The organism is Agrobacterium sp. ICMP 6402, assembly GCF_009498615.1.
In the GTDB taxonomy this organism is placed as follows: domain Bacteria; phylum Pseudomonadota; class Alphaproteobacteria; order Rhizobiales; family Rhizobiaceae; genus Agrobacterium; species Agrobacterium burrii.
In genome coordinates, this window is record NZ_QSNV01000001.1 from 928,056 (window position 1) to 951,054 (window position 22,999).

The 22,999-nt window shown below is 59.6% G+C and carries 22 protein-coding genes; 17 read left to right on the forward strand and 5 right to left on the reverse strand.

All coding sequences use genetic code 11. The features are described 5' to 3' along the window. Positions 1-236 precede the first annotated feature (236 nt). The 9 genes from DXT96_RS04660 (at position 237) to lipA (ending at position 8,403) form a co-directional block, all read left to right on the forward strand. Positions 237-554: a septum formation initiator family protein gene (locus DXT96_RS04660; protein ID WP_149897664.1), complete on the forward strand. Its 318-nt coding sequence runs from the start codon at positions 237-239 to the stop codon at positions 552-554. Positions 555-707: 153 nt separating this feature from the next. After that, a complete protein-coding gene (gene pdhA / locus DXT96_RS04665) occupies positions 708-1,751 on the forward strand; it encodes a pyruvate dehydrogenase (acetyl-transferring) E1 component subunit alpha (RefSeq protein ID WP_153513647.1) in 1,044 nt (347 codons plus the stop codon). A gap of 17 nt (positions 1,752-1,768) precedes the next feature. After that, positions 1,769-3,181: a pyruvate dehydrogenase complex E1 component subunit beta gene (locus tag DXT96_RS04670; RefSeq protein WP_153513648.1), complete on the forward strand. Its 1,413-nt coding sequence runs from the start codon at positions 1,769-1,771 to the stop codon at positions 3,179-3,181. An 11-nt stretch (positions 3,182-3,192) separates the two neighbouring features. Then, complete coding sequence (locus DXT96_RS04675) at positions 3,193-3,477, forward strand: hypothetical protein (RefSeq protein ID WP_174372647.1); 285 nt, start codon at positions 3,193-3,195, stop codon at positions 3,475-3,477. A 2-nt stretch (positions 3,478-3,479) separates the two neighbouring features. After that, on the forward strand, positions 3,480-4,835 hold the full coding sequence (locus tag DXT96_RS04680) for a pyruvate dehydrogenase complex dihydrolipoamide acetyltransferase (protein WP_153513650.1): 1,356 nt from the start codon (positions 3,480-3,482) through the stop codon (positions 4,833-4,835). 12 nt (positions 4,836-4,847) lie between these two features. After that, complete coding sequence (locus DXT96_RS04685; protein WP_153513651.1) at positions 4,848-5,492, forward strand: SGNH/GDSL hydrolase family protein; 645 nt, start codon at positions 4,848-4,850, stop codon at positions 5,490-5,492. A gap of 60 nt (positions 5,493-5,552) precedes the next feature. Continuing rightward, complete coding sequence (gene lpdA / locus DXT96_RS04690) at positions 5,553-6,998, forward strand: dihydrolipoyl dehydrogenase (protein ID WP_046800216.1); 1,446 nt, start codon at positions 5,553-5,555, stop codon at positions 6,996-6,998. 80 nt (positions 6,999-7,078) lie between these two features. Further along, positions 7,079-7,327: a GlsB/YeaQ/YmgE family stress response membrane protein gene (locus DXT96_RS04695; protein ID WP_149897658.1), complete on the forward strand. Its 249-nt coding sequence runs from the start codon at positions 7,079-7,081 to the stop codon at positions 7,325-7,327. A 104-nt stretch (positions 7,328-7,431) separates the two neighbouring features. Beyond that, entirely contained in the window at positions 7,432-8,403 is a 972-nt protein-coding gene (gene lipA / locus DXT96_RS04700; RefSeq protein WP_149897657.1) for a lipoyl synthase, read from the forward strand. Between the two features lie 184 nt (positions 8,404-8,587). Here lipA and DXT96_RS04705 read toward each other — a convergent pair whose 3' ends face one another. From DXT96_RS04705 to DXT96_RS04715, 3 genes are all read right to left on the reverse strand, one after another. After that, a complete protein-coding gene (locus DXT96_RS04705) occupies positions 8,588-9,520 on the reverse strand; it encodes a DMT family transporter (RefSeq protein ID WP_153513652.1) in 933 nt (310 codons plus the stop codon). A gap of 355 nt (positions 9,521-9,875) precedes the next feature. Further along, complete coding sequence (locus DXT96_RS04710; RefSeq protein ID WP_153513653.1) at positions 9,876-10,610, reverse strand: AraC family transcriptional regulator; 735 nt, start codon at positions 10,608-10,610, stop codon at positions 9,876-9,878. A gap of 129 nt (positions 10,611-10,739) precedes the next feature. Next, positions 10,740-10,916 (reverse strand): hypothetical protein, encoded by a 177-nt coding sequence (locus DXT96_RS04715; RefSeq protein WP_003496171.1) that lies wholly within the window; start codon positions 10,914-10,916, stop codon positions 10,740-10,742. Between the two features lie 247 nt (positions 10,917-11,163). Here DXT96_RS04715 and DXT96_RS04720 point away from each other — a divergent pair, with 247 nt between their 5' ends. Both DXT96_RS04720 and DXT96_RS04725 read left to right on the forward strand, forming a co-directional pair. Beyond that, positions 11,164-11,733 carry an AAA family ATPase gene (locus DXT96_RS04720; protein WP_153513654.1) on the forward strand — a complete coding sequence of 190 codons (570 nt, stop codon included), beginning with the start codon at positions 11,164-11,166 and terminating at the stop codon, positions 11,731-11,733. A 9-nt stretch (positions 11,734-11,742) separates the two neighbouring features. Then, complete coding sequence (locus tag DXT96_RS04725; protein ID WP_153513655.1) at positions 11,743-12,198, forward strand: type II toxin-antitoxin system RatA family toxin; 456 nt, start codon at positions 11,743-11,745, stop codon at positions 12,196-12,198. Here the strand turns inward: DXT96_RS04725 and DXT96_RS04730 are convergent. Next, a complete protein-coding gene (locus DXT96_RS04730; RefSeq protein ID WP_149897652.1) occupies positions 12,180-12,689 on the reverse strand; it encodes a CinA family protein in 510 nt (169 codons plus the stop codon). The two genes, DXT96_RS04725 and DXT96_RS04730, sit on opposite strands and share 19 nt — an antisense overlap. Beyond that, positions 12,686-13,873 carry a bifunctional 2-C-methyl-D-erythritol 4-phosphate cytidylyltransferase/2-C-methyl-D-erythritol 2,4-cyclodiphosphate synthase gene (locus tag DXT96_RS04735; RefSeq protein ID WP_153513656.1) on the reverse strand — a complete coding sequence of 396 codons (1,188 nt, stop codon included), beginning with the start codon at positions 13,871-13,873 and terminating at the stop codon, positions 12,686-12,688. The genes DXT96_RS04730 and DXT96_RS04735 overlap by 4 nt, the downstream gene beginning before the upstream one ends. A 275-nt stretch (positions 13,874-14,148) precedes the next feature. Between DXT96_RS04735 and dusB the strand changes: the two genes are divergently transcribed. The 6 genes from dusB to trkA all read left to right on the forward strand — a co-directional run bounded on the left by dusB (position 14,149) and on the right by trkA (position 22,949). Next, on the forward strand, positions 14,149-15,165 hold the full coding sequence (gene dusB / locus DXT96_RS04740) for a tRNA dihydrouridine synthase DusB (RefSeq protein WP_153513657.1): 1,017 nt from the start codon (positions 14,149-14,151) through the stop codon (positions 15,163-15,165). Next, complete coding sequence (locus DXT96_RS04745; protein ID WP_149897649.1) at positions 15,162-16,310, forward strand: nitrogen regulation protein NR(II); 1,149 nt, start codon at positions 15,162-15,164, stop codon at positions 16,308-16,310. Before dusB ends, DXT96_RS04745 begins: the two co-directional genes overlap by 4 nt. Next, positions 16,307-17,758, forward strand: coding sequence for a nitrogen regulation protein NR(I) (ntrC, locus tag DXT96_RS04750; RefSeq protein WP_153513658.1), 1,452 nt, complete (start codon positions 16,307-16,309; stop codon positions 17,756-17,758). The genes DXT96_RS04745 and ntrC overlap by 4 nt, the downstream gene beginning before the upstream one ends. A 150-nt stretch (positions 17,759-17,908) precedes the next feature. After that, on the forward strand, positions 17,909-20,170 hold the full coding sequence (locus DXT96_RS04755; RefSeq protein ID WP_149897647.1) for a PAS domain-containing sensor histidine kinase: 2,262 nt from the start codon (positions 17,909-17,911) through the stop codon (positions 20,168-20,170). After that, a complete protein-coding gene (locus tag DXT96_RS04760; RefSeq protein ID WP_153513659.1) occupies positions 20,160-21,524 on the forward strand; it encodes a sigma-54 dependent transcriptional regulator in 1,365 nt (454 codons plus the stop codon). The genes DXT96_RS04755 and DXT96_RS04760 overlap by 11 nt, the downstream gene beginning before the upstream one ends. Positions 21,525-21,572: 48 nt before the next feature. Beyond that, entirely contained in the window at positions 21,573-22,949 is a 1,377-nt protein-coding gene (gene trkA / locus DXT96_RS04765; RefSeq protein ID WP_153513660.1) for a Trk system potassium transporter TrkA, read from the forward strand. The last annotated feature ends 50 nt before the right edge of the window (positions 22,950-22,999 follow it).

The following is a 22,999-nucleotide window of genomic DNA, read 5'->3' on the forward strand; positions in this document are numbered from 1 at the left end:
CATGAGACGTCATCCTCGAGCTTGACCCGAGGATCCAACTTCAAGACCGCTATGGATCCTCGCCTCAAGGGCGAGGATGACGCAGTGGAGAGGAGAGCTCTCCCGGTAAATCCAGCCCGCCTTCCGGCGGGCTTTTTCATGCCCCTTTGCCGATCGCGATTTAAGGTCAACGGATAGTTAAACAATCCGCTTTAGTCTCGAGACTCACACTGTGCGTTTTAAGGCTTCTCTCCGGCATGTGGACCAGACATCATAAAAAGAGACGATTCGGCCGCTTGATCGTTCCGGCCATCACGATCGCTTTTCTCTCTTATTTCGGCTATCATTCCATCCATGGCGACTTCGGCCTTCAGGCGACGGAGCGGCTGGAGCGGCAGCGTATTGCCAGAACGGCGGAGCTCGCAAAGCTCACACAATCACGTGTGGCGCTGGAGCGGCAGGTGGAATTATTGAGTGACGGCTCGCTGGAGCGAGACATGATCGATGAAATTTCGCGTTATCAGCTGAATATGTCCCGCACGGACGAAATCGTCATCATGAACACATATTTCTAATTAACCGAAATCAGGTTAATTAACGAATTTTGATTTATTCACAGCATCTTAGCGTGAATATGTGCCATGCGTTTATAGCATTGCTGCATGGCATTTTCTTGCATATGGTGCGCGCCAATCTATCCGTTCAAATAGCAACTCAGGGAGGGATGAATGGCGCCGCGAAAACCAGCGACCGTGTCCGGCCGAAAGACAACGGCAAAGGCTGCAACCGAATTCACCGGTAAGAACAGCCCGGACTTCGCAAAGGAAGAAGAGCTTCACGCTTACCGTGAGATGCTGCTCATCCGCCGCTTCGAGGAAAAGGCCGGCCAGCTTTATGGCATGGGCTTCATCGGTGGTTTCTGTCACCTCTACATCGGTCAGGAAGCCGTTGTCGTCGGTATGCAGATGTCGCAGAAGGAAGGTGATCAGGTCATCACCGCTTACCGCGACCACGGCCACATGCTGGCGCTCGGCATGAGTGCGCGTGGCGTCATGGCCGAGTTGACCGGCCGCAGCGGCGGCCTGTCGAAGGGCAAGGGCGGCTCGATGCACATGTTCTCCAAGGAGAAACATTTCTACGGCGGCCACGGCATCGTCGGCGCGCAGGTTTCGCTCGGAACCGGTCTTGCCTTCGCCAACAAATACCGCGGCAACGACAATGTTTCCGTCACCTATTTCGGCGATGGCGCGGCCAACCAGGGCCAGGTCTACGAGAGCTTCAACATGGCGGCTCTGTGGAAACTGCCGATCATCTATATCGTCGAGAACAACCACTACGCCATGGGCACCTCGACCGCCCGCGCCACCGCCCAGTCGAATTATTCGCTGCGCGGCCAGTCCTTCGGCATTCCCGGCGTTCAGGTGGATGGCATGGATGTGCGCGCCGTCAAGGCCGCCGCCGACCAGGCGCTGGAACATTGCCGTTCCGGCAAGGGTCCGATCATTCTCGAAATGCTGACCTACCGTTACCGTGGTCACTCCATGTCCGACCCGGCAAAATACCGTTCCAAGGACGAAGTGCAGAAGATGCGCTCCGAACATGACCCGATCGAGCAGGTCAAGGCACGGCTTCTGGAGCAGGGCTGGGCAAGCGAAGACGAACTCAAGGCCATCGACAAGGATGTCCGTGATATCGTCGCCGACAGCGCCGACTTTGCCCAGAACGACCCAGAGCCGGATGCGTCCGAGCTTTACACCGACATTCTGCTCTGATCGGGAAAGGGAAACCCATGCCAGTAGAAATTCTTATGCCCGCCCTTTCCCCGACCATGGAGGAAGGCACGCTTTCCAAATGGCTTAAAAAAGAAGGCGACAAGGTCACCTCCGGTGACGTGATTGCCGAGATCGAGACCGACAAGGCGACCATGGAAGTGGAAGCCGTCGATGAAGGCGTGATTGGCAAACTCTTGATCGAGGCCGGCACTGAAGGCGTCAAGGTCAATACGGCTATCGCCATTCTTCTTCAGGAAGGCGAAAGCGCCGACGACATTTCGTCCGCTTCCGCGCCGAAGGCGCAGGCTGCAAATTCCGATTCGAATGCCGCAGGCGGCAAGACCCGCGAAGCAACCGAAGAGCCGAGCGCTGCCAAGGAAGCCGCCAAGGTTCCGGCAGCCCCAAGGATCGACGTCGCAGCTGATCCGGATATTCCGGAAGGCACGGAAATGGTGATGACGACGGTGCGTGAAGCGCTGCGTGACGCCATGGCCGAAGAAATGCGCGCCGACGAAAAAGTCTTCGTCATGGGTGAAGAAGTCGCCGAATATCAGGGCGCCTACAAGATCACTCAAGGGCTGCTGCAGGAATTCGGCGAGCGCCGCGTGATCGACACCCCGATCACAGAGCACGGTTTTGCCGGTATCGGCGTCGGTGCGGCGATGACGGGCCTACGACCCATCGTCGAATTCATGACCTTCAACTTCGCCATGCAGGCGATCGACCAGATCGTCAACTCGGCGGCAAAGACGCTTTATATGTCGGGCGGCCAGATGGGCGCACCGATGGTGTTCCGCGGTCCGTCCGGTGCTGCTGCCCGCGTCGGTGCGCAGCATTCGCAATGTTACGCCGCATGGTACAGCCATATTCCGGGCCTCAAGGTCGTCATGCCTTACACGGCAGCCGACGCCAAGGGCCTGCTGAAAGCGGCTATCCGCGATCCGAACCCGGTCATTTTCCTTGAGAATGAAATTCTCTACGGCCAGAGCTTCGAAGTGCCGAAGCTCGATGATTTCGTGCTGCCGATCGGCAAAGCGCGCATTCACCGCAAGGGCACGGATGCGACCATCGTTTCCTTCGGCATCGGCATGACCTATGCGATCAAGGCGGTTGCGGAACTCGAAAAGCTTGGCATCGATGTCGAGCTGATCGACCTGCGCACCATTCGTCCGATGGACCTGCCCACCGTCATCGAATCGGTGAAGAAGACCGGTCGTCTGGTGACCGTCGAGGAAGGCTTCCCGCAGTCATCGGTTGGTGACTTCATCGCCAACCAGGTCATGCGCGCCGCTTTCGACTATCTCGATGCGCCGATCCTGACGATCGCCGGCAAGGACGTTCCGATGCCTTACGCGGCAAACCTCGAAAAGCTGGCTCTGCCAAACGTCGATGAAGTCGTTCAGGCCGTCAAAACCGTCTGCTACAAGTAAAGGGGGAGATTGTGAGCAAAATAAAACAAATCCTCCCGGCAACGGAAAATTGGTATCGTGTTTTAGGTTCCAAAGGGGCTCCTCAGTTCGAGCGCGTCGTCTTTTGGGCGGTTATCAATGACGGTGAAGGCGATGTGATTGCCGGTGTTCCGCGTGAGTATATCGGCGTCATCGGCGCCGTTAGCGAATGGCTGAGTGATGTCGCCGGATATATCGAAGTCTCGCCATCGCAGCTGGATCGGCTGGCGGAACATCCTGAAGAGTTGGATCAATATAATCTCGTTTGGGGGGACTAGTCATGCCTATCAACATCACCATGCCTGCCCTTTCCCCGACGATGGAAGAGGGCAATCTGGCCAAGTGGCTGGTCAAGGAAGGCGACAAGGTCGCCCCCGGTGACGTGATTGCCGAGATCGAGACCGACAAGGCGACCATGGAAGTGGAAGCCGTTGACGAAGGCACAGTTGCCAAGCTCGTCGTTGCCGCTGGCACCGACGGGGTCAAGGTCAACGCCCTGATCGCCATTCTCGCCGCTGAAGGCGAGGACGTGGCCGCTGCGGCAAAGGGCGGCGATGCCGCTCCTGCCAAGGCGGAAGCGCCGAAGCAGGAAGCCGTTAAGGCGGAAGCGCCGAAGGAAGAAGCAGCACCTGCCAAGGCTGAAAAGCCGGCCGCCGATCAGGCACTTGCGTCTTCCACGCCGGCCCCGGTCGCAAAGTCCGGCGAACGCATCTTTGCCTCGCCGCTTGCCCGCCGTCTCGCCAAGGAAGCCGGTCTCGACCTCACGGCCGTCTCCGGTTCCGGCCCGCATGGCCGCATCGTCAAGACAGATGTGGAAAAGGCTGCCGCTTCCGGCGGTGCAAAGGCTGCTCCGGCTGCTGCATCGGCAGGCGCACCGGCCCCGGCGCTGGCCAAGGGCCAGTCCGACGAAGCGGTTCTCAAGCTGTTCGAACAGGGCTCCTACGAGCTTGTGCCGCATGACGGCATGCGCAAGGTCATCGCCAAGCGTCTGGTCGAATCCAAGCAGACGGTTCCGCATTTCTACGTTTCCGTGGATTGCGAACTGGATACGCTTCTGGCGCTGCGCGCCCAGCTCAATGCCGCTGCTCCTGAAAAGGACGGCAAGCCGGCCTACAAGCTGTCGGTCAACGACATGGTCATCAAGGCGCTGGCTCTTTCGCTGCGTGACGTTCCTGACGCCAACGTCTCCTGGACGGAAAGCGCCATGGTCAAGCACAAACACGCGGATGTCGGAGTTGCCGTTTCCATTCCGGGTGGCCTGATCACGCCAATCATCCGCAAGGCGGAAGAGAAGTCGCTCTCCACCATCTCCAACGAGATGAAGGATTACGGCAAGCGCGCGAAAGAGCGCAAGCTGAAGCCCGAGGAGTATCAGGGCGGCACGACGGCCGTGTCCAACATGGGCATGATGGGCGTGAAAAGCTTCTCCGCCGTCATCAACCCGCCGCATGCCACCATTCTGGCGGTCGGCGCGGGCGAACAGCGGGCAGTTGTGAAGAACGGCGAGATCAAGATCGCCAACGTCATGACGGTCACGCTTTCCACCGACCATCGCTGCGTCGATGGTGCGCTCGGAGCCGAACTGATCGGCGCATTCAAGCGCTATATCGAAAACCCGATGGGCATGCTGGTTTGATCGGAGAGTAACATGGTGAAGTCGGTCCTCTGCTTTGGCGATTCCCTCACCTGGGGATCGGATGCGCAAACGGGTGGCCGTCACAGCCATGACGATCTTTGGCCGAGCGTCCTGCAAAAGGCGCTCGGTCCTGACGTCCATGTGATCCACGAAGGACTGGGCGGTCGCACCACCGCTTATGACGACCACACAGGCGATTGCGACCGCAATGGCGCAAGGCTTTTGCCGACGCTGCTGCACAGCCACGCGCCGCTGGATCTGGTCATCATCATGCTCGGCACCAACGACATGAAACCGGCGATCCATGGTTCGGCCATTGTCGCCATGAGGGGTGTCGAGCGGCTGGTGAAACTCACGCGCAACCACGTCTGGCAGGTGTCGGACTGGGAAGCGCCGGACGTTCTGATCGTCGCGCCACCGCAACTATGCGAAACGGCCAATCCATTCATGGGCGCGATCTTTCGTGATGCGATCGATGAATCGGCGATGCTGGCTTCCGTCTACAGGGACCTTGCCGACGACCTCGATTGCGGCTTTTTCGATGCCGGGTCGGTCGCCCGCACGACGCCGGTGGACGGCGTCCATCTCGATGCTGAAAACACGCGGGCCATCGGCCGCGGGCTGGAGCCCGTTGTCCGCATGATGCTCGGACTTTGACAATCATTCTCGTTTCGGAACGGCGTGCCGTCATCCGAATAAGACAAGGCAGGATTTCCAATGGCTCAATCTTATGACGTCATCATCATCGGTTCGGGACCGGGCGGTTATATTGCCGCGATCCGCGCCGCCCAACTCGGCATGAAGGTCGCCGTTGTCGAGCGCGAGCACCTTGCCGGCATCTGCTCCAACTGGGGCTGCATTCCCACCAAGGCCCTGCTGCGCACCGCCGATGTCATGCACACCGCCACCCACGCCAAGGACTATGGCCTGACGCTGGAAGGTTCGATCAAGCCGGACGTCAAGGCAATCGTCGCCCGCTCGCGCGGCATTGCCGCTCGCATGAACAACGGCGTTGGTTTCCTGTTCAAGAAGAACAAGGTCGATATCATCTGGGGTGAAGCAAAAATCACCAAGCCGGGCGAAATCGTCGTCGGCAAGTCCACCAAGCCGGTGGTTCAGCCGCAGGGGCCGGTTCCGAAGAACACGCTGGGTGAGGGCACTTACACTGCCAAGCACATCATCGTCGCGACAGGCGCCCGTCCGCGCGCGCTGCCCGGCATCGAGCCGGATGGCAAGCTGATCTGGACCTATTTCGAGGCGATGAAGCCGGAAGAACTGCCGAAGTCGCTGCTCGTCATGGGTTCGGGCGCCATCGGCATTGAATTCGCCAGCTTCTACCGCACCATGGGCGTCGATGTTACCGTCGTCGAGATCATGAGCCAGGTCATGCCGGTCGAAGATGCGGAAATCTCTGCTTTCGCGAAAAAGCAGCTGGAAAAGCAGGGCATCAAGATTCATCTGGAGACCAAGGTTTCCAAGGTCGAGAAGGCTGCAAATTCCGTCACTGCGACGCTGGAGAAGAAGGACGGTTCTTCCGAGAAGATCACCGCTGACCGGATGATTTCGGCTGTCGGCGTCGTGGCGAATGTCGAAGGCATCGGCCTTGAAGCCGTTGGCGTAAAGACCGATCGCGGCTTCATCGTCATCGACGGTTACGGCAAGACCAATGTGCCTGGCATCTACGCCATCGGCGATGTCGCCGGCCCGCCGCTGCTCGCTCACAAGGCAGAGCATGAGGCTGTCATCTGCGTCGAAAAGATCGCCGGTCTGCCGAATGTTCATCCGATGGACAAGCTGAAGATCCCCGGCTGCACCTATTGCAACCCGCAGGTCGCCTCGGTTGGTTTGACCGAAGCCAAGGCCAAGGAACAGGGCCGCGATATCCGCGTCGGCCGCTTCTCCTTTGCGGCAAACGGCAAGGCGGTCGCTCTGGGTGAAGATCAGGGCATGGTCAAGACCATCTTCGACAAGAAGACGGGTGAGCTGCTTGGCGCACATATGGTTGGCGCGGAAGTCACCGAACTCATTCAGGGCTTCGTCGTCGCCATGAATCTCGAGACAACAGAAGAAGATTTGATGCACACGATCTTCCCGCATCCGACCATTTCGGAATCGATGAAGGAAAGCGTGCTCGACGCCTATGGACGTGTGCTGAACGCATAAGTGCCGCGTGATGCCCGGCATTGTCTAACCTTGCCGGGTGTCCCATATGTCTCGATACTGGTTCTTTCAGGAGCGCGTGAATGGAAAGTGTAGGCTGGATTGCAGCAATCATCATCGGCGGTCTCGCCGGCTGGCTTGCGGGCAAGCTCATGGACATGCGCTTCGGCATTTTCATGAACATCGTGCTCGGCATTGTCGGCTCGGTCGTCGCGGTCGCGGTGCTGAGAGCCCTCGATGTCTTCGTACAGGATAGCAGGCTCGGTTATTTCATCACCTCGTTCCTCGGTGCCAGCCTGTTGCTGTTTCTGGCAAAGCTGGTGCGGCGCTGAAAAGGCTTGGTGCCCGGAAGGGGCTTACGCTTTTTCTGGAATTGTTCTAAAGCATCGGGCCAACAGATGTTTAGGTCGCGAAAAGCGATGGAAGCAGGTTTTTAATGGTCACTATTCTCGACAGGACGTTGTCTGACGACAAGCGCATCCGCCATCCGGAAAAGGCGCATCGGCCCGATACCGAGGTCATGCGCAAGCCGGAATGGATCCGCGTCAAGGCGCCAACGTCCAAGGGTTATCACGAGACGCGCGAACTGGTGCGCAGCCACAAGCTGGTAACGGTGTGTGAGGAAGCCGGCTGTCCGAATATCGGCGAATGCTGGGAAAAGAAACACGCGACCTTCATGATCATGGGTGAGATCTGCACCCGCGCCTGCGCCTTCTGCAACGTCGCGACCGGCAAGCCCAATGCGCTGGATATGGATGAACCGGAAAACGTCGCCAAGGCCGTCAAGCAGATGGGCCTTTCGCACGTCGTCATCACCTCGGTTGACCGCGACGATCTCGCCGATGGCGGTGCGGAACATTTCGAGAAGGTCATCTGGGCGATCCGCGCTGCGTCTCCCAACACGACCATCGAAATCCTCACGCCCGACTTCCTGAAGAAGCCCGGCGCTCTGGAACGGGTCGTTGCCGCCAAGCCTGACGTTTTCAACCATAATATGGAAACGGTTCCGGGCAATTATCTTACCGTTCGTCCTGGCGCGCGTTATTTCCATTCCGTGCGCCTGCTGCAGCGGGTGAAGGAACTGGACCCCACCATGTTCACCAAGTCTGGCATCATGGTCGGCCTCGGCGAGGAACGTAACGAAGTGCTGCAATTGATGGACGATCTGCGCACCGCCGACGTGGATTTCCTGACCATCGGCCAGTACCTGCAGCCGACCCGCAAGCACCACAAGGTTGAGGCCTTCGTGACGCCGGAAGAATTCAAGTCCTACGAGACGGTCGCCTACACCAAGGGCTTTCTGATGGTCTCCTCCAGCCCGCTGACCCGCTCGTCGCACCATGCCGGCGACGATTTCGAGCGCCTGCGTGCGGCCCGCGAGAAGAAGCTGCTGGCGGCTGCGGAATAAGGGACAGAAAGGTTCAGCAACATAGGTTGCTGGATCGGGTGATATACGCTCTCTCCACCGTCATGCTCGGGCTTGTCCCGAGCATCTGCGGCCTATCGATTGTACGATACCTGATTGGATGACGATGAGTGGGAGGCGAGGCTTGTGAAATGGCCCAGCCGCCTGTTGTCGGCCTTCAACCCAATCACACCACAACCTTCTCCGGCCTATGCGCCCGCATGCACAACACGACGCTCAGCACCACCGAGCAGATCGCCACGATCTCAACAGTGGTCGGCCCGCGACCTTCCCAGAGAAAACCATAAAGCAGCGCAAACAGCGTTTCGAACAGGATCATCTGTCCGACCAGGGTGAGCGGCAGCATGCGGCTCATGCGGTTCCAGAAGGCATTGCCGAGAATGGAGGCGGTGAAACCGAGCCCGGCGGCGATGGCGGCGAAATGCAGCCAGTCTCCCGTATTGTGGCTTTCTCCGCCAAAGCCGAAGGCTGGAATGGCGAGCAGAAGCGCAAGCCCGCCGGTCACGACGCCCGTCATCATGTTCCAGTCATCGGCGCTGACATCGTGAAGACGTGACAGCCAGCGGGCATTGCCGACGGCAAAAGCCGTCCAGGAGGCCAGCGCGCCGAGAGCACAGGCAAGACCGATGACACGTGAGACATCCAGCCCGGCGTCGTTTTCCGTCAGCGACTGCCAGGAAATGCCGATAATGCCGATGGCGCCGAAGGCAAGCGACGGCCACAGCCGCTTCAGCGAGACCGCGCCATGATCGCGGCTGCCGATGATGGTGACGGCGACGGGCAGGAAGCCGATGATGATCGAAGTGAAGGCGACGCCGCTCAGCTTCACCGCCGTTGATATGAAGACATAATAGGCAATATTGCCGATCATGCTCAGCCAGCCGAGCGCAAACCATTCCCGCGCGCCGAAATGCGCCGATACCCGCTTCAGGCGCGGCCCGATGATGATGAGGGAAATCAGCCCGTAGGTGAGATAACGCGCCGTCGATAATTGCAGCGCGGAAAAATCCGGCACGAGTTTTGGGGCGAGAAAGATGCCGCCCCAGAGCGCGCCCGCCAGCACGCCGTAAAAAACACCGAGACCCGTTTTGTTGTTCATGTCATGTCACATCCGCATTCACTTTGTCCGCGATGTGCCACAGGCCTTTGCGGTTGTCTTGACGAAAACTCCTGACTTGTCCGCCGCTCTGATTGTTGGTTTTTAGGAGGTTGTTCATTGACAGCGGATCGAGGTGGGTGTGGCTTACCCCCCTCTGCCCTGCCGGGCATCTCCCCCTCAAGGGGGAGATCGATCTGCGGCAAGGTCTCGTTCATCTCGAAGCTTGAGAATGAAGTGGAGGTAGCGCCTCCTGTCGATCTCCCCCCTTGAGGGGGAGATGCCCGGCAGGGTAGAGGGGGGTAAACACACGCGCCTCTCGCCCACTATGAACGGACGACCTCCTGAAAGCTCAAATCTAATGAATGCCGCGGTTCCGGCGATAGGCGGCCGGCGTTTCACCCACCGCATTGCGCATGGCGCGCGTCAGCGCCGTCTGGTCGGAAAAACCGGCCCTGAGCGCGATCTCGGCGATTGGCAGGCTGGATTCGCTGAGGAGCGTGCAGACATTGTCCATGCGCAACCCGGCAAGCCAACGGTGAGGCGGGAGACCGAATTCTGCAAGAAACAGCGCGTGCAGGCGGCTGTCGCTGATCGTCACGCAGGTCGCCAGCATGTCGATCGTCCAGGGAAAGAAAGGCTCTGCTCTGACGACTGCACTGAGTTTGCGCAGGCGCTGGCGGATATCGGCTTTTTCGGTCGCGAGGCTGTCCACCAGCAGCGGCGCCCAAAGACCGGCGATATCGTCGCGCTGGCCGTCGGTTTTGATGAGGCCGCGCATATAGGCGATCAATTGCCGTGTGTCAGGTGCAATATCGAGAAACGGCACGCGGGCGAATCTCTCCAGCGTCTGTTCGGAAACAGCACTTTCATCGATATCGACCACCAGCGAATGGTTGATCGCCGTCGCTTCCTGCGTATGCGGTGCATCACGATGGATGAAGACGCCGCGTCCGGTCGACAATTCGTCCTGTCGTCCGCCCACATCGATCCGCAGGCAGCCGGAGACTGGAAGAACGATCTGCACGAAACCGTGCCGTTCCCTAGGTCTTTCCTGCTGGTAGGTTCTGATATCTGCCGAGGCGACTGTCATGACGCTGTCGTTTCCATTGTGCAAAGAAATGGCCGCCTCGAAAAAAGCGGCCAGTTTCATTGTCTGATTATGACATCGTCTTGAAGATTGGGCCAGCCGGCTTTATCGGTCGGCTATACGAAACGGCAATTAACAGTCTTCCTTGGCGGTCGATTCGCCGCGTTTGCGCTTGCGCAGAACCGGCTTGTTCTCTCTCGCCTCGCATTTTGCAACGTCGATAAGGTAGGCAAGCACGGGCATGCCGTTCATCGATGCGAGTTGCTTGGCGGATTCGAGAAGGTTGATGATGTTGGAAAAATCGTCCATCGGCTCACTCAGTGGCTCAAAGCGGTTATGTATCGGGTCTGAACCCAAAGATGAATACGCGTTGGGAAAACGGGAGCGCCCGGCGCGTTTGCATCCAGTGGGTGTAATATTAGTGGCAAATAAATAGCAATCCCTGTGAGGGGGTTGCAATAGTCAATTTTCCGTAACTGCCATGCGCGACGACAATATTGCTTCATTGCGATGTGCGTGCGGCAGGCAATCGCTGCAATCCTGACGAGGTCGTGTAATGCCGAACTATCTTGAGAAAGTGGAAGACGCGGCTGCAATCATCGCCGGGGCGCAGCGCATCATGGTTGTCGGCTGTTCTGGCGGTGGCAAGTCGACGCTCTCGCAGAAACTCGCACGCCATTTTGGGCTTCGTTATATCTCCATGGACCGCGAGGTTTTCTGGCTGCCCGACTGGCAGGTGCGTCCGCGTGAGGAGCAGCGGGAGATAATTGCCACCATCGTCACCGAGGAGCGCTGGCTGATGGATGGCAGCAACCCGTCGTCTTTCGATATGCGTATCCCGCGGTCCCACATCGTGCTCTGGGTGCGCATGCCGCGCTGGCTCTGCCTGTGGGGCGCCGTCAGCCGGGCGATCAAGGGTTATGGCAAGGCGCGGCCGGAGATGGCGGAGGGATGCCCGGAAAGAATAGACGCCGATTTCCTGCGCTATATCTGGAATTTCGAGCGCCGCCACACCCCGATTTTTGAACAGAATTTCGCCCTTTATGGTCAGGGCGTGCCGGTATTCCAGCTGAAAAGCCGAAAACAGTTTCGCCGCCTTCTTGATCTTCTTGTTATCGACGATTAACTGCCGCTTATGCCCCAGTTCGAAACGCATCGCCACGTCAAACACTCGCCAGACCGCATGTACGACCTTGTCGCCGATGTGGAGAAATATCCGCAGTTTCTGCCTCTTTGCGAAGGGCTTACAATTCGCTCGCGCAAGGAGCGGGATGGCAGGGTACTGCTGGTGGCCGATATGACGGTGGGCTACAAGGCAATACGCGAGACCTTCACCACGCAGGTGCTGCTGAACCTGGCCGAGCGCGCCATCGATGTGAAATATATCGATGGGCCGTTCAAATATCTCGACAATCGCTGGCGTTTCGAAGAATCGGAGGATGGCGGCTCGACCATTCATTTCTTCATCGATTATGAATTCAAGAGCCGTCTGCTCGGTGCGGTCATGGGGTCGATGTTTGATCGGGCCTTCCGTATGTTCGCCGAAGCCTTCGAGACCCGCGCAGACAAGATTTACGCCGACCCGGCCTGATTGAGGGCGACAAGCATCTCAAGCGCCGTCTTGACGGTAGCAAGCCGGATTTCGGCGCGGCCGATCTCGCCGTAACGCTTTTCATGATGCAGAATTTTACCGCCGCGCGATTTGGCGGCCAGATGCACCAGTCCTACTGGTTTATCAGCGGAACCGCCGCCTGGACCGGCAATTCCGGTCACGGCTACGGCAAAATCCGCCCTTGAGCGGAAAAGTGCACCATGCGCCATCTGTAGCGCCGTCTGCCGGGATACCGCGCCGAATGTCGTCAGCGTCTCGGCACCAACGCCCAGCATGTCCATCTTGGCCTGGTTCGTATAAGTGACGAAACCGCGATCAACGACGGCGGAAGAGCCGGCAATTTCGGTCAGCGAACCGGCGATCAGGCCGCCCGTGCAGCTTTCGGCGGTCGAGACCATGAAGCCACGGGCGGTGAAATCGGCAATGATCTGCCGCGCCAGTTCTTCTATGTCAGCGGGGAAGAGGCTCATAGCGGTCTGCCCCTGTAGACGACGGTAGCGGTGGCGATTGCTGCGATGCCTTCCCGGCGGCCGACGAAACCGATGGTTTCATTGGTTGTCGCCTTCACCGAGCAGCGCTCCAGCGCAATGCCGAGCATGTCCGAGAGCGCTTCGCGCATGGCCTGGCGGTGCGGGCCGACGCGCGGCGCTTCGGCGATCAGCGAGACATCGGCATTCATGATCGTGCCGCCATTGTCGCGCACCACCTTGGCCGCATGTTCTAGGAAGATGCGCGAGGCGGCACCCTTCCATTGCGGATCGGACGGCGGGAAGTGATCGCCGATATCGCCCGCACCGCAGGTGGCGAGCAGCGCGTCCGTCAACGCATGCAGCGCCACATCGGCATCCGAATGGCCTTTGAGTTTCTGGTCGTGTTCGATGAACACGCCGCAAAGCGTCACGCCATCCCCGGCCTCCAGCTGGTGTACGTCGTAGCCATTGCCGGTGCGCACGTCGGGCAATGCGTGAGAGAGCTTTTCATCGGCCATGGCGATATCCCGCTTGAGAGTGAGTTTGACATTGTCGACCGAACCTTCGGTCAGCGTCACCGGCAGCCCCGCCCATTCGGCAATCGACGCATCGTCGGTAAAATCGGTCTTTCCGGAAGCCGCAGCGGCGCGGTGTGCGGCGAGAATATCGCCAAAGCCAAAACTTTGTGGCGTCTGCGCCGCATAAAGCCCCTGCCGGGAAACCGTTTCCACGACGCGATCATTTGACCCGCGCTTCAGCGTATCGGTGACGGGCAGGGCAGGCAGAACGCCTACAGCGCCAGCACGGTGCAGCGCCACAATACGCTCCAGCATGTCCACAGTGACGAAAGGCCGCACGGCGTCCTGGATCATTACATGCGTCGGTTCATGCGCGGCCAATGCTTCCAGCCCGGCCAGCACCGATTGCTGGCGTGTCGCGCCGCCGGTCACCGTGATAATCCGTTCGCCGGCATCGAGCCGCTGGAGGATCGGCGACAGGAGTGCTGTATCGTCTGCATGGACGACGACAACGATCGGGCAGGTGCCGTCCCAGCCAAGAAAGGTCGACAATGTATGCTCGATCACGGCCTTGCCGCCGATCGGGCGATATTGTTTCGGCCCTTCCGCGGGGGAGCCAGCCCTTTCACCGCGTCCGGCGGCGACGATGACGATGCCGAGTTTCATAGTACTTTCCTGCATTGGTCTTATGCTTTGCACGCAACCCTTAGCGGTTGACAGTCCTGCTCTAGCGTTTCAAAACCGGGATGGCCAGCCCGATAAGACGCGCATTCATCCTGCACGCCGCAGGATCGCACGTCATTGCACGCTCGGACCTGCACAATTTGCCACCGACCGCAAAACAGGCAGGCAGCCGCCCCGCAAATAAAAGGTGCAACCTTCTAAAAGTGCTTGGCAACTGCGCAAACACTGTCTAAAAATAATGCAAATAACCCTTCTGCATGAAAGATCATCAGTTGTCCCTTCCGGAATTGTCAGAACCGTTCAGCATCGGCTCAGTAACGATCCGTAATCGTGCGGTGCTGGCCCCCATGTCGGGCGTGACGGATCTGCCGTTCCGGCAGCTCGCCTGGCGTTATGGCGCGGGGCTGGTGGTGACGGAAATGGTCGCCAGCCGCGAACTCGTCGCTAACAGGGGCGAATCCTGGGCGCGGCTGAAAAATGCCGGCATGGTGCCGCATATGGTGCAGCTTGCCGGGCGTGAGGCGCATTTCATGGCGGAAGCCGCCAGGATCGCCGCGGATAACGGCGCAGGCATCATCGATATCAATATGGGCTGTCCGGCCAAGAAGGTGACGGGCGGTTATTCCGGCTCGGCGCTGATGCGCGATCCCGATCATGCGCTCTCGCTTATCGAGGCGACTGTCGGTGCGGTCGATGTGCCTGTCACGCTGAAAATGCGGCTTGGCTGGGACGAAAACACCATCAACGCGCCCGAAATTGCCCGCCGCGCCGAAGCGGCAGGGGTCCAGCTCATCACCATTCACGGCCGCACCCGCATGCAGTTTTACGAAGGACGCGCGGACTGGGACGCCATTCGCGCCGTGCGCGAGGTGATTTCCGTGCCGCTGATCGCCAATGGCGATGTCGAGACCGTAGAGGATGCACGGGAAATCCTGCGCCGTTCCGGTGCTGATGCCGTCATGGTCGGTCGCGGCGCGCAGGGTCAGCCCTGGCTGCCGGCGGTGCTGGCCGGACACGCCGCGCCGCAACGTGCCGAAATCGCTGGTGTCGCCGTCGAGCACTACGAGATGATGCTGGAATTCTACGGAAGGGAAGCCGGTCTGCGGCATGCCCGCAAACATCTGGGCTGGTATCTCGAGCGTTTCGCGCCTGAGTTCACCACGCCCGACAAGGCTAAAATCATGACATCGCGTGACACGGGGGAGGTGGCGGATCTGCTGCGCGCCGCCCTTTGCGACAATGCCGGCGAAGACGCCGCAAGGAAGGCCGCATGAGCGCTGACAAACACAGCCCGGCAGATGCAAACCCGCTCGCCATGGCGGTTCTGAACGCGGTGCAGAACCCCGTCATTCTTGTGGATGCCGAAGGTTTCATCGCATTCGCCAATTGGGAAGCCGAAGCCTTTTTCGGGGCGAGCGCCTCCCATCTTGCCCGCTACCGCGTCTCCACCTTTATTCCTTTCGGCAGCCCGCTGCTGGCGCTGATCGATCAGGTGCGGGAACGCCGCGCTCCGGTCAACGAATATCGCGTTGATCTGAGTTCTCCGCGTCTGGGACAGGACAAGCTGGTCGACCTTTATGTCGCGCCTGTTGTCAGCGAGCCGGGATCGGTCGTCGTCGTCTTTCAGGAACGGTCGATGGCCGACAAGATCGACCGGCAATTGACCCATCGTGCAGCTGCCCGTTCCGTCACCGGGCTTGCCTCGATGCTGGCGCATGAGATCAAGAACCCGCTTTCCGGTATTCGAGGTGCTGCCCAGCTTCTGGAAATGTCGGTTCCGGACGAGGACCGCGCCCTGACCAGATTGATCTGCGACGAGACCGACCGCATCGTTTCGCTGGTCGATCGTATGGAGGTGTTTTCCGACGAGCGGCCGGTGGACCGCGTACCGGTCAACATCCATTCGGTGCTGGATCATGTGAAGGCCATTGCCAAGGCCGGCTTTGCCCGCAACATCAAGATTTCGGAAAATTACGATCCCTCGCTGCCGCCGGTCTATGCCAATCGCGACCAGCTGGTGCAGGTTTTTCTCAATCTGGTGAAGAATGCGGCGGAAGCCGTGGGCAACCAGCCGGATGGCGAGATATTGCTGACGACCGCTTACCGCCCCGGCATGCGCCTTTCTGTTGCCGGCAGCCGCGAGCGCATCTCGCTGCCGCTCGAATTCTGCGTGCATGACAACGGACCGGGTGTCCCGGCCGATCTCCTGCCGCATCTCTTCGATCCCTTCATCACCACCAAGACGAATGGTTCGGGCCTCGGCCTGGCGCTTGTCGCCAAGCTGATCGGCGCCCATGGCGGCATTGTCGAATGCGACAGCCAGAACCACCGCACGACTTTCCGCGTATTGTTGCCCGTCTCGCCGGAAATGGCGCTGGACGACAGCAGCTTGCCGAACTCGACAGGAAATGACCCATGACAGCTACTATCCTCGTCGCCGATGATGATGCCGCGATCCGCACGGTGCTGAACCAGGCGCTCAGCCGCGCCGGTTACGATGTGCGCATCACCTCCAATGCCGCAACGCTCTGGCGCTGGGTTTCGGCAGGCGAGGGCGATCTTGTCGTGACCGATGTCGTGATGCCGGATGAAAACGCCTTCGATCTGCTGCCGCGCATCAAGAAGGCCCGTCCGGACCTGCCGGTTCTCGTCATGAGCGCCCAGAACACTTTCATGACCGCCATCAAGGCCTCGGAGAAGGGTGCTTATGATTACCTGCCCAAGCCCTTCGACCTGACGGAACTGATCGCCATCATCGGCCGCGCTTTGTCGGAACCCAAGCGCAAGCCGGCAAAGCTCGACGACGACATGCAGGACGGCATGCCGCTCGTGGGCCGCTCGGCAGCGATGCAGGAAATCTACCGGGTGCTGGCCCGCCTGATGCAGACCGACCTGACGCTGATGATCACTGGCGAATCCGGCACCGGCAAGGAACTGGTGGCGCGCGCGCTGCATGATTACGGCAAGCGCCGCAACGGTCCCTTCGTCGCCATCAACATGGCGGCAATCCCGCGCGATCTGATCGAATCTGAACTGTTCGGCCATGAGAAGGGCGCCTTCACCGGCGCGCAGAACCGCTCGACCGGCCGTTTCGAACAGGCAGAGGGCGGCACGCTGTTCCTCGATGAAATCGGCGACATGCCAATGGATGCCCAGACGCGCCTGCTGCGCGTGTTGCAGCAGGGCGAATATACCACGGTGGGTGGCCGCACGCCGATCCGCACCGATGTCCGCATCGTCGCCGCCACCAACAAGGATTTGAAACAGTCGATCAATCAAGGCCTCTTCCGCGAAGACCTCTATTACCGCCTCAACGTCGTGCCGCTGCGCCTGCCGCCACTGCGCGACCGGGCCGAGGATATTCCCGATCTGGTGCGCCATTTCATCCAGCAGGGTGAAAAAGAGGGTCTGGAGGGCAAGCGTTTCGAGACCGAGGCGCTGGAAGTCATGAAGGCCTACGCCTGGCCGGGCAACGTGCGCGAGCTGGAAAACCTGATCCGCCGCCTGATGGCGCTTTATCCGCAGGAAGTCATCACCCGCGAGATCGTCGAGCAGGAATTGCAGTCGGATGTGCCGGACAGCCCGCTCGACAAGATGGCGGTTCGCACGGGCTCACTGACCATTTCCCAGGCGGTCGAGGAGAACATGCGGGATTATTTCGCCAGCTTCGGTGACGGCCTGCCGCCGCCCGGTCTTTATGACCGCGTGCTGCGTGAACTGGAATTCCCGCTGATTCTCGCCGCGCTGACGGCAACCCGCGGCAACCAGATCAAGGCAGCCGATCTTCTGGGACTGAACCGCAATACGCTGCGCAAGAAAATCCGCGAGCTTGGCGTTTCCGTCTATCGCAGCTCCCGCCCCAGCTGAGAATGTTGACAAGGCTGCCTTTGTCGTTGCATTTTCGCCACATTGTGTTGCTTGGAACACACTAGGACGGAAAGAGATTCGCCGATGTGACGCGAGTCTCGCCTGACTTCAGGAATGTGGCGCTGGCTGGCCAGCGATTGGGAGTAGTGCATGCGGAAACCCGCCGCCGAAAACACTGTTGCCGACGAAGCAGCGGGCATGGTGGTTGCCGATCGCAGGATGTCTTTTGCCCTGCCGGGGTTGGTGCTCGCCGGCGTCGCCCTCGTTTGCGCCATCCTCACCCTCTTCGTGCTTCTGGGTGTCACACCGATTGCGCCGACATCGAATGTCGTCATCGCCTCCGTTGTCATCAATTCGATCTTCGTCATCGGCCTGATCTTTTTGATCGGCCGCGAAATCAACCGTCTGCTGAAAGCGCGCAAAAAGGGCAGGGCGGCGGCCCGTCTGCACGTGCGCATCGTCGTGCTTTTCTCCATCGTGGCGATCACGCCCGCAGTGCTTGTCGCCATCTTCGCCAGCCTGACGCTGAATGTAGGTCTCGACCGCTGGTTTTCGCTCAGAACCCAGTCGATCGTCGATTCCTCCAGCAATATCGCCCAGGCTTATATGATGGAAAATGCCGGCTACCTTCAGGGGCAGACCCTGTCGATGGCCACCGACCTCGATCGCAACCGCGCGCTTTTTTATCTCGACCGTACCGGTTTCGTCGATCTGATGACCCGTCAGGCCAAGGGCCGCGGCCTGCTTGGCGCGTTTCTGGTGCAGGAAGATGGTGACGCCGTTGCGCAGGCCAATATCAAGACGGAAAAACCGCTTCCCGCCATTCCGCATGATGCGCTGGAAAAGGCCGCCGCCGGCCAGCCGACCCTGATCCCGCCCGGCATCACCAACCTTGTCGGCGCCATCATCAAGCTTGAGGGTATCGAGGGAACTTTCCTCTACACCGTTCGCGCCGTCGATCCCAAGGTGATGGGCGCGATGCGGCTGATGGAGGAGAACCGCGCCGAATACAAGGCGATGGAAGCGGGCCGCGCGCCGTTGCAGATTGCCTTTGCCATTCTCTATCTCGGTTTTGCGCTGATCGTGCTTCTGGCAGCCATCTGGACCGCAATTGCAGTGGCCGACCGTATCGTTCGGCCGATCCGCCTTCTCATTAGCGCCGCAGATAGTGTCGCGACCGGCAATATGCATGTGCTGGTTCCCGTTCGCGCCGTCGATGGCGACGTCGGGCGCCTGTCGCGCACCTTCAACAAGATGGTCTCGGAACTGCGCAGCCAGCAGGATCAGATCATCGAGGCGAAGGACGATATCGACGATCGCCGCCGTTTCATCGAGGCTGTGCTGTCTGGCGTTACCGCCGCCGTTATCGGCGTTGACGAAAATCGCAAGATCACCATCGTCAATCCGTCTGGCGAAGAATTCCTGGCGCAGACCTCCGAGCAGCTGATCGGTGCGCAGCTTTCGGAGATCGCGCCTGAGATCGAACAGGTCGTGACCGAGGCCAATACCTGGGCGCGTGGCAATTTCCGCAAGCAGATCAACATCATGCGGCGCGGCAAGGAGCGGACGCTCAATGTGCAGGTAACTCGCGAGGATGCCCGCGACAGCCGCGACAGCTATGTCATCACCCTCGATGACATCACCGATCTCGTTATTGCCCAGCGCTCCACCGCATGGTCGGATGTGGCGCGGCGCATTGCCCATGAAATCAAGAACCCGCTGACGCCGATCCAGCTTTCCGCCGAGCGCATCAAACGCCGTTTCGGCAAGCAGATCGACGAGAGCGACCGCGCCGTCTTTGACCAGTGTACGGACACCATTGTCCGGCAGGTCGGTGATATCGGCCGGATGGTGGACGAATTCTCAGCCTTCGCACGCATGCCGAAGCCGACGAAGGAAAAGTCGGACCTGCGTTCGATCCTGAAGGATGCGGCGTTCCTGCGCGAAATCAGCGCCGCCGACACGAAATTCTCAACGGAGCTGGGCGATATCCCGCTGGAGGGCATGTTTGATGCCCGCATGCTGGGACAGGCGTTCGGCAATCTCATCAAGAATGCGACGGAAGCGATCGAGGCGGTGGAGGGCGAAAAGCGGCCGGGGAAAATCCTGGTGCGCGCCTCTTTCGACGAGGCCAATTCCCGTTTCGTGGCTGACATCATCGACAATGGCCGCGGCCTTCCCGTCGAAAACCGTCACCGCATTCTCGAACCCTATATGACGATGCGGGACAAGGGCACCGGCCTCGGCCTCGCCATCGTGAAGAAGATCATCGAAGAGCATGGCGGATATCTGGAACTCCACGATTCCCCGCCGGAGTTCGACCATGGCCATGGCGCCATGATCAGAGTGCTGCTGCCCTATATCGAGGCGGTCGGCGGCGAAAATAATAAGGAAGCAGCATATGGCGTCTGATATTCTGGTCGTGGATGACGAGGCGGATATTCGCGAAATCGTAGCGGGCATTCTGTCCGACGAGGGCCACGAGACCCGCATGGCGTTTGACAGCGACAGCGCACTGGCCGCCATTTCGGAGCGTGTTCCGCGCCTGATCTTTCTCGACATCTGGATGCAGGGTTCGAAGCTCGACGGTCTGGCGCTGCTGGACGAGATCAAGAGCCGCCATCCCGAAATTCCTGTCGTCATGATTTCCGGTCACGGCAATATCGAAACCGCCGTCAACGCCATCAAGCGCGGCGCTTTCGATTTCATCGAGAAACCGTTCAAGGCCGACCGCTTGATCCTGATCGCCGAACGGGCGCTGGAAAACTCCAAGCTGAAGCGCGAGGTTCAAGAGCTCAAGAAGCGCACGGGTGATGCGGTTGAACTCGTCGGTGCTTCGCTTGCCGTTTCGCAGCTTCGCCAGACCATCGACAGGGTAGCGCCCACCAACAGCCGCATCATGATCCTCGGCCCCTCCGGTTCCGGCAAGGAACTGGTGGCGCGCATGGTGCACAAGAAATCTTCGCGCGCCACCGGACCTTTCGTGGCTCTGAACGCCGCGACGATTACGCCGGACCGCATGGAGATCGCACTCTTCGGCACCGAAGGCTTACCCGGCCAGCCACGCAAGGTCGGTGCACTCGAAGAGGCCCATCGCGGCGTTCTTTATCTCGACGAAGTCGGCGAAATGCCGCGCGAGACCCAGAACAAGATCCTGCGCGTGCTGGTCGACCAGCAATTCGAGCGAGTCGGCGGCGGCAAGCGGGTGAAGGTGGATGTGCGCATCATCTCCTCGACCGCCCATCACCTCGAAAGCCTGATTGCCGAAGGCCAATTCCGTGAAGATCTATACCATCGCCTTGCCGTCGTGCCGGTAAAGGTGCCGGCTTTGTCCGAACGGCGTGAGGATATTCCCTTCCTCGTCGACATGTTCATGCGGCAGATTTCCGAACAGGCCGGCATCCGCCCGCGCAAGATCGGTGATGACGCCATGGCCGTTCTCCAGACGCATGACTGGCCGGGCAATATTCGCCAGCTGCGCAACAATATCGAGCGGCTGATGATCCTCGCCCGCCCCGAAGGCGGCGAAACGCCGATTTCGGCCGACATGCTGCCGGCAGATATTGGCGACATGCTGCCGAAGATTTCGGCGCAGGGCGACCAGCACATCATGACCCTGCCGTTGCGTGAAGCCCGTGAAATGTTCGAACGGGATTATTTGGTGGCCCAGATCAACCGTTTCGGCGGCAATATTTCGCGCACGGCGGAATTTGTTGGCATGGAAAGATCGGCACTACATCGCAAACTGAAATCTCTCGGCGTATAAGGACAGAAGGCGCATCGCCGTAACCAATTATTCCGTCAGAGAGACAGCATGAGAGTCATCATTTGCGGCGCAGGGCAGGTGGGTTACGGCATAGCCGAACAATTGTCGCGCGAGGATAATGAGGTATCGGTGATCGATACCGCCGCGCCGCTCATCTCCGCCATCACCGAGACGCTCGATGTGCGCGGTTATGTCGGCCATGGCGCGCATCCGGATATGCTGGCGAAGGCGGGCGCGGACCAGGCGGACATGATCATCGCCGTCACACTGCATGACGAGATCAACATCGTCGCCTGCGAGGTGGCGCATGCTTTGTTTAGTGTGCCGACCAAGATCGCCCGCATCCGTGACCAGAGTTATCTGAAGCCGGAATATGCCGATCTCTTCAGCCGCGAGAACATGTCCATCGACGTGACGATTTCCCCGGAAGTGGAAGTCGGCAAGATGGTGTTGCGCCGCATTGCCTTTCCGGGCGCCACCGACGTCGTGCGGTTCGCGGATGACACGATATACATGCTGGCGATCGAATGTATGGAGGACTGCCCGGTCATCAATACGCCGCTGCACCAGCTTTCCAACCTCTTTCCGGACCTCATCGCCACGGTTGTCGGCGTTTTCCGTAACGGCATCCTCAAGGTGGCGCATTCCTCCGAACAGTTGCGGGTCGGCGACCTTGCCTATGTCATCTGTCAGCGCCAGCACGCCCGTCGTACCCTGAGCCTGTTTGGCCATGAAGAGCAGGAAGCACAGCGCATCGTGATTGCCGGCGCCGGCAATATCGGCCACTTCGTTGCCCGCAAGATCGAGGAGATGCAGCCGAAAACGCGGGTTAAGATCATCGAGGCGGATCGCGACAGGGCTGTTGCCGCATCGGAGCAGCTCAGCAACACCATCGTCATGCATGGTTCGGCGCTTGATCAGAAAATTCTGATGCAGGCCGATATTCAGGATGCGGACCTGATCGTGACGCTGACCAATAACGACCAGACGAATATTCTGGCCGCCGTGATGGCAAAGCAGCTGGGCTGCAAGTCCAATCTGGCGCTGCTGAACAGCTCGTCCTTTCACGATGTCGCGGGTTCACTCGGTCTTGATGCCTATATCAATCCTCGCGCCGTTACCATCTCCCGCGTTCTCCAGCATGTGCGCAAAGGCCGCATCCGCTCGGTTTATGCCGTGCAGCGCGGTTCGGCGGAGGTGATTGAGGCGGAAGCGCTGGAAACCTCACCGCTGGTGGGCCAGTCCTTCCGTGACATCGACATGCCCGACGGCGTGCGCATCGGCGCGATCTATCGCGACGGCGTGGTCATCCGCCCGGATGGCAGCACGAAGATCAAGGCCAAGGACCGCGTCGTGCTGTTTGCGTCAGCGGACGCAGTGCGCGACGTGGAGCAGCTTTTCCGGGTTTCGATACAATATTTCTGACTGTTTCGAATCGAAAAAGCAGGTCAATACTCGTACCCGTCAGGCCGTTT

Excerpts from the sequence above, each read along its gene's own strand:
- DXT96_RS04755 (WP_149897647.1), top strand. The coding sequence starts at position 17,909 with ATGCGGAAACCCGCCGCCGAAAACACTGTTGCCGACGAAGCAGCGGGC.
- DXT96_RS04685 (WP_153513651.1), top strand. The coding sequence starts at position 4,848 with ATGGTGAAGTCGGTCCTCTGCTTTGGCGATTCCCTCACCTGGGGATCG.
- DXT96_RS04695 (WP_149897658.1), top strand. The coding sequence starts at position 7,079 with ATGGAAAGTGTAGGCTGGATTGCAGCAATCATCATCGGCGGTCTCGCC.
- DXT96_RS04705 (WP_153513652.1), bottom strand. The coding sequence starts at position 9,520 with ATGAACAACAAAACGGGTCTCGGTGTTTTTTACGGCGTGCTGGCGGGC.
- DXT96_RS04725 (WP_153513655.1), top strand. The coding sequence starts at position 11,743 with ATGCCCCAGTTCGAAACGCATCGCCACGTCAAACACTCGCCAGACCGC.
- DXT96_RS04745 (WP_149897649.1), top strand. The coding sequence starts at position 15,162 with ATGAGCGCTGACAAACACAGCCCGGCAGATGCAAACCCGCTCGCCATG.
- DXT96_RS04715 (WP_003496171.1), bottom strand. The coding sequence starts at position 10,916 with ATGGACGATTTTTCCAACATCATCAACCTTCTCGAATCCGCCAAGCAA.
- lpdA (WP_046800216.1), top strand. The coding sequence starts at position 5,553 with ATGGCTCAATCTTATGACGTCATCATCATCGGTTCGGGACCGGGCGGT.
- DXT96_RS04670 (WP_153513648.1), top strand. The coding sequence starts at position 1,769 with ATGCCAGTAGAAATTCTTATGCCCGCCCTTTCCCCGACCATGGAGGAA.
- DXT96_RS04710 (WP_153513653.1), bottom strand. The coding sequence starts at position 10,610 with ATGACAGTCGCCTCGGCAGATATCAGAACCTACCAGCAGGAAAGACCT.
- DXT96_RS04730 (WP_149897652.1), bottom strand. The coding sequence starts at position 12,689 with ATGAGCCTCTTCCCCGCTGACATAGAAGAACTGGCGCGGCAGATCATT.
- DXT96_RS04660 (WP_149897664.1), top strand. The coding sequence starts at position 237 with ATGTGGACCAGACATCATAAAAAGAGACGATTCGGCCGCTTGATCGTT.
- ntrC (WP_153513658.1), top strand. The coding sequence starts at position 16,307 with ATGACAGCTACTATCCTCGTCGCCGATGATGATGCCGCGATCCGCACG.
- DXT96_RS04760 (WP_153513659.1), top strand. The coding sequence starts at position 20,160 with ATGGCGTCTGATATTCTGGTCGTGGATGACGAGGCGGATATTCGCGAA.
- dusB (WP_153513657.1), top strand. The coding sequence starts at position 14,149 with ATGAAAGATCATCAGTTGTCCCTTCCGGAATTGTCAGAACCGTTCAGC.
- DXT96_RS04680 (WP_153513650.1), top strand. The coding sequence starts at position 3,480 with ATGCCTATCAACATCACCATGCCTGCCCTTTCCCCGACGATGGAAGAG.
- DXT96_RS04735 (WP_153513656.1), bottom strand. The coding sequence starts at position 13,873 with ATGAAACTCGGCATCGTCATCGTCGCCGCCGGACGCGGTGAAAGGGCT.
- pdhA (WP_153513647.1), top strand. The coding sequence starts at position 708 with ATGGCGCCGCGAAAACCAGCGACCGTGTCCGGCCGAAAGACAACGGCA.
- trkA (WP_153513660.1), top strand. The coding sequence starts at position 21,573 with ATGAGAGTCATCATTTGCGGCGCAGGGCAGGTGGGTTACGGCATAGCC.
- lipA (WP_149897657.1), top strand. The coding sequence starts at position 7,432 with ATGGTCACTATTCTCGACAGGACGTTGTCTGACGACAAGCGCATCCGC.
- DXT96_RS04720 (WP_153513654.1), top strand. The coding sequence starts at position 11,164 with ATGCCGAACTATCTTGAGAAAGTGGAAGACGCGGCTGCAATCATCGCC.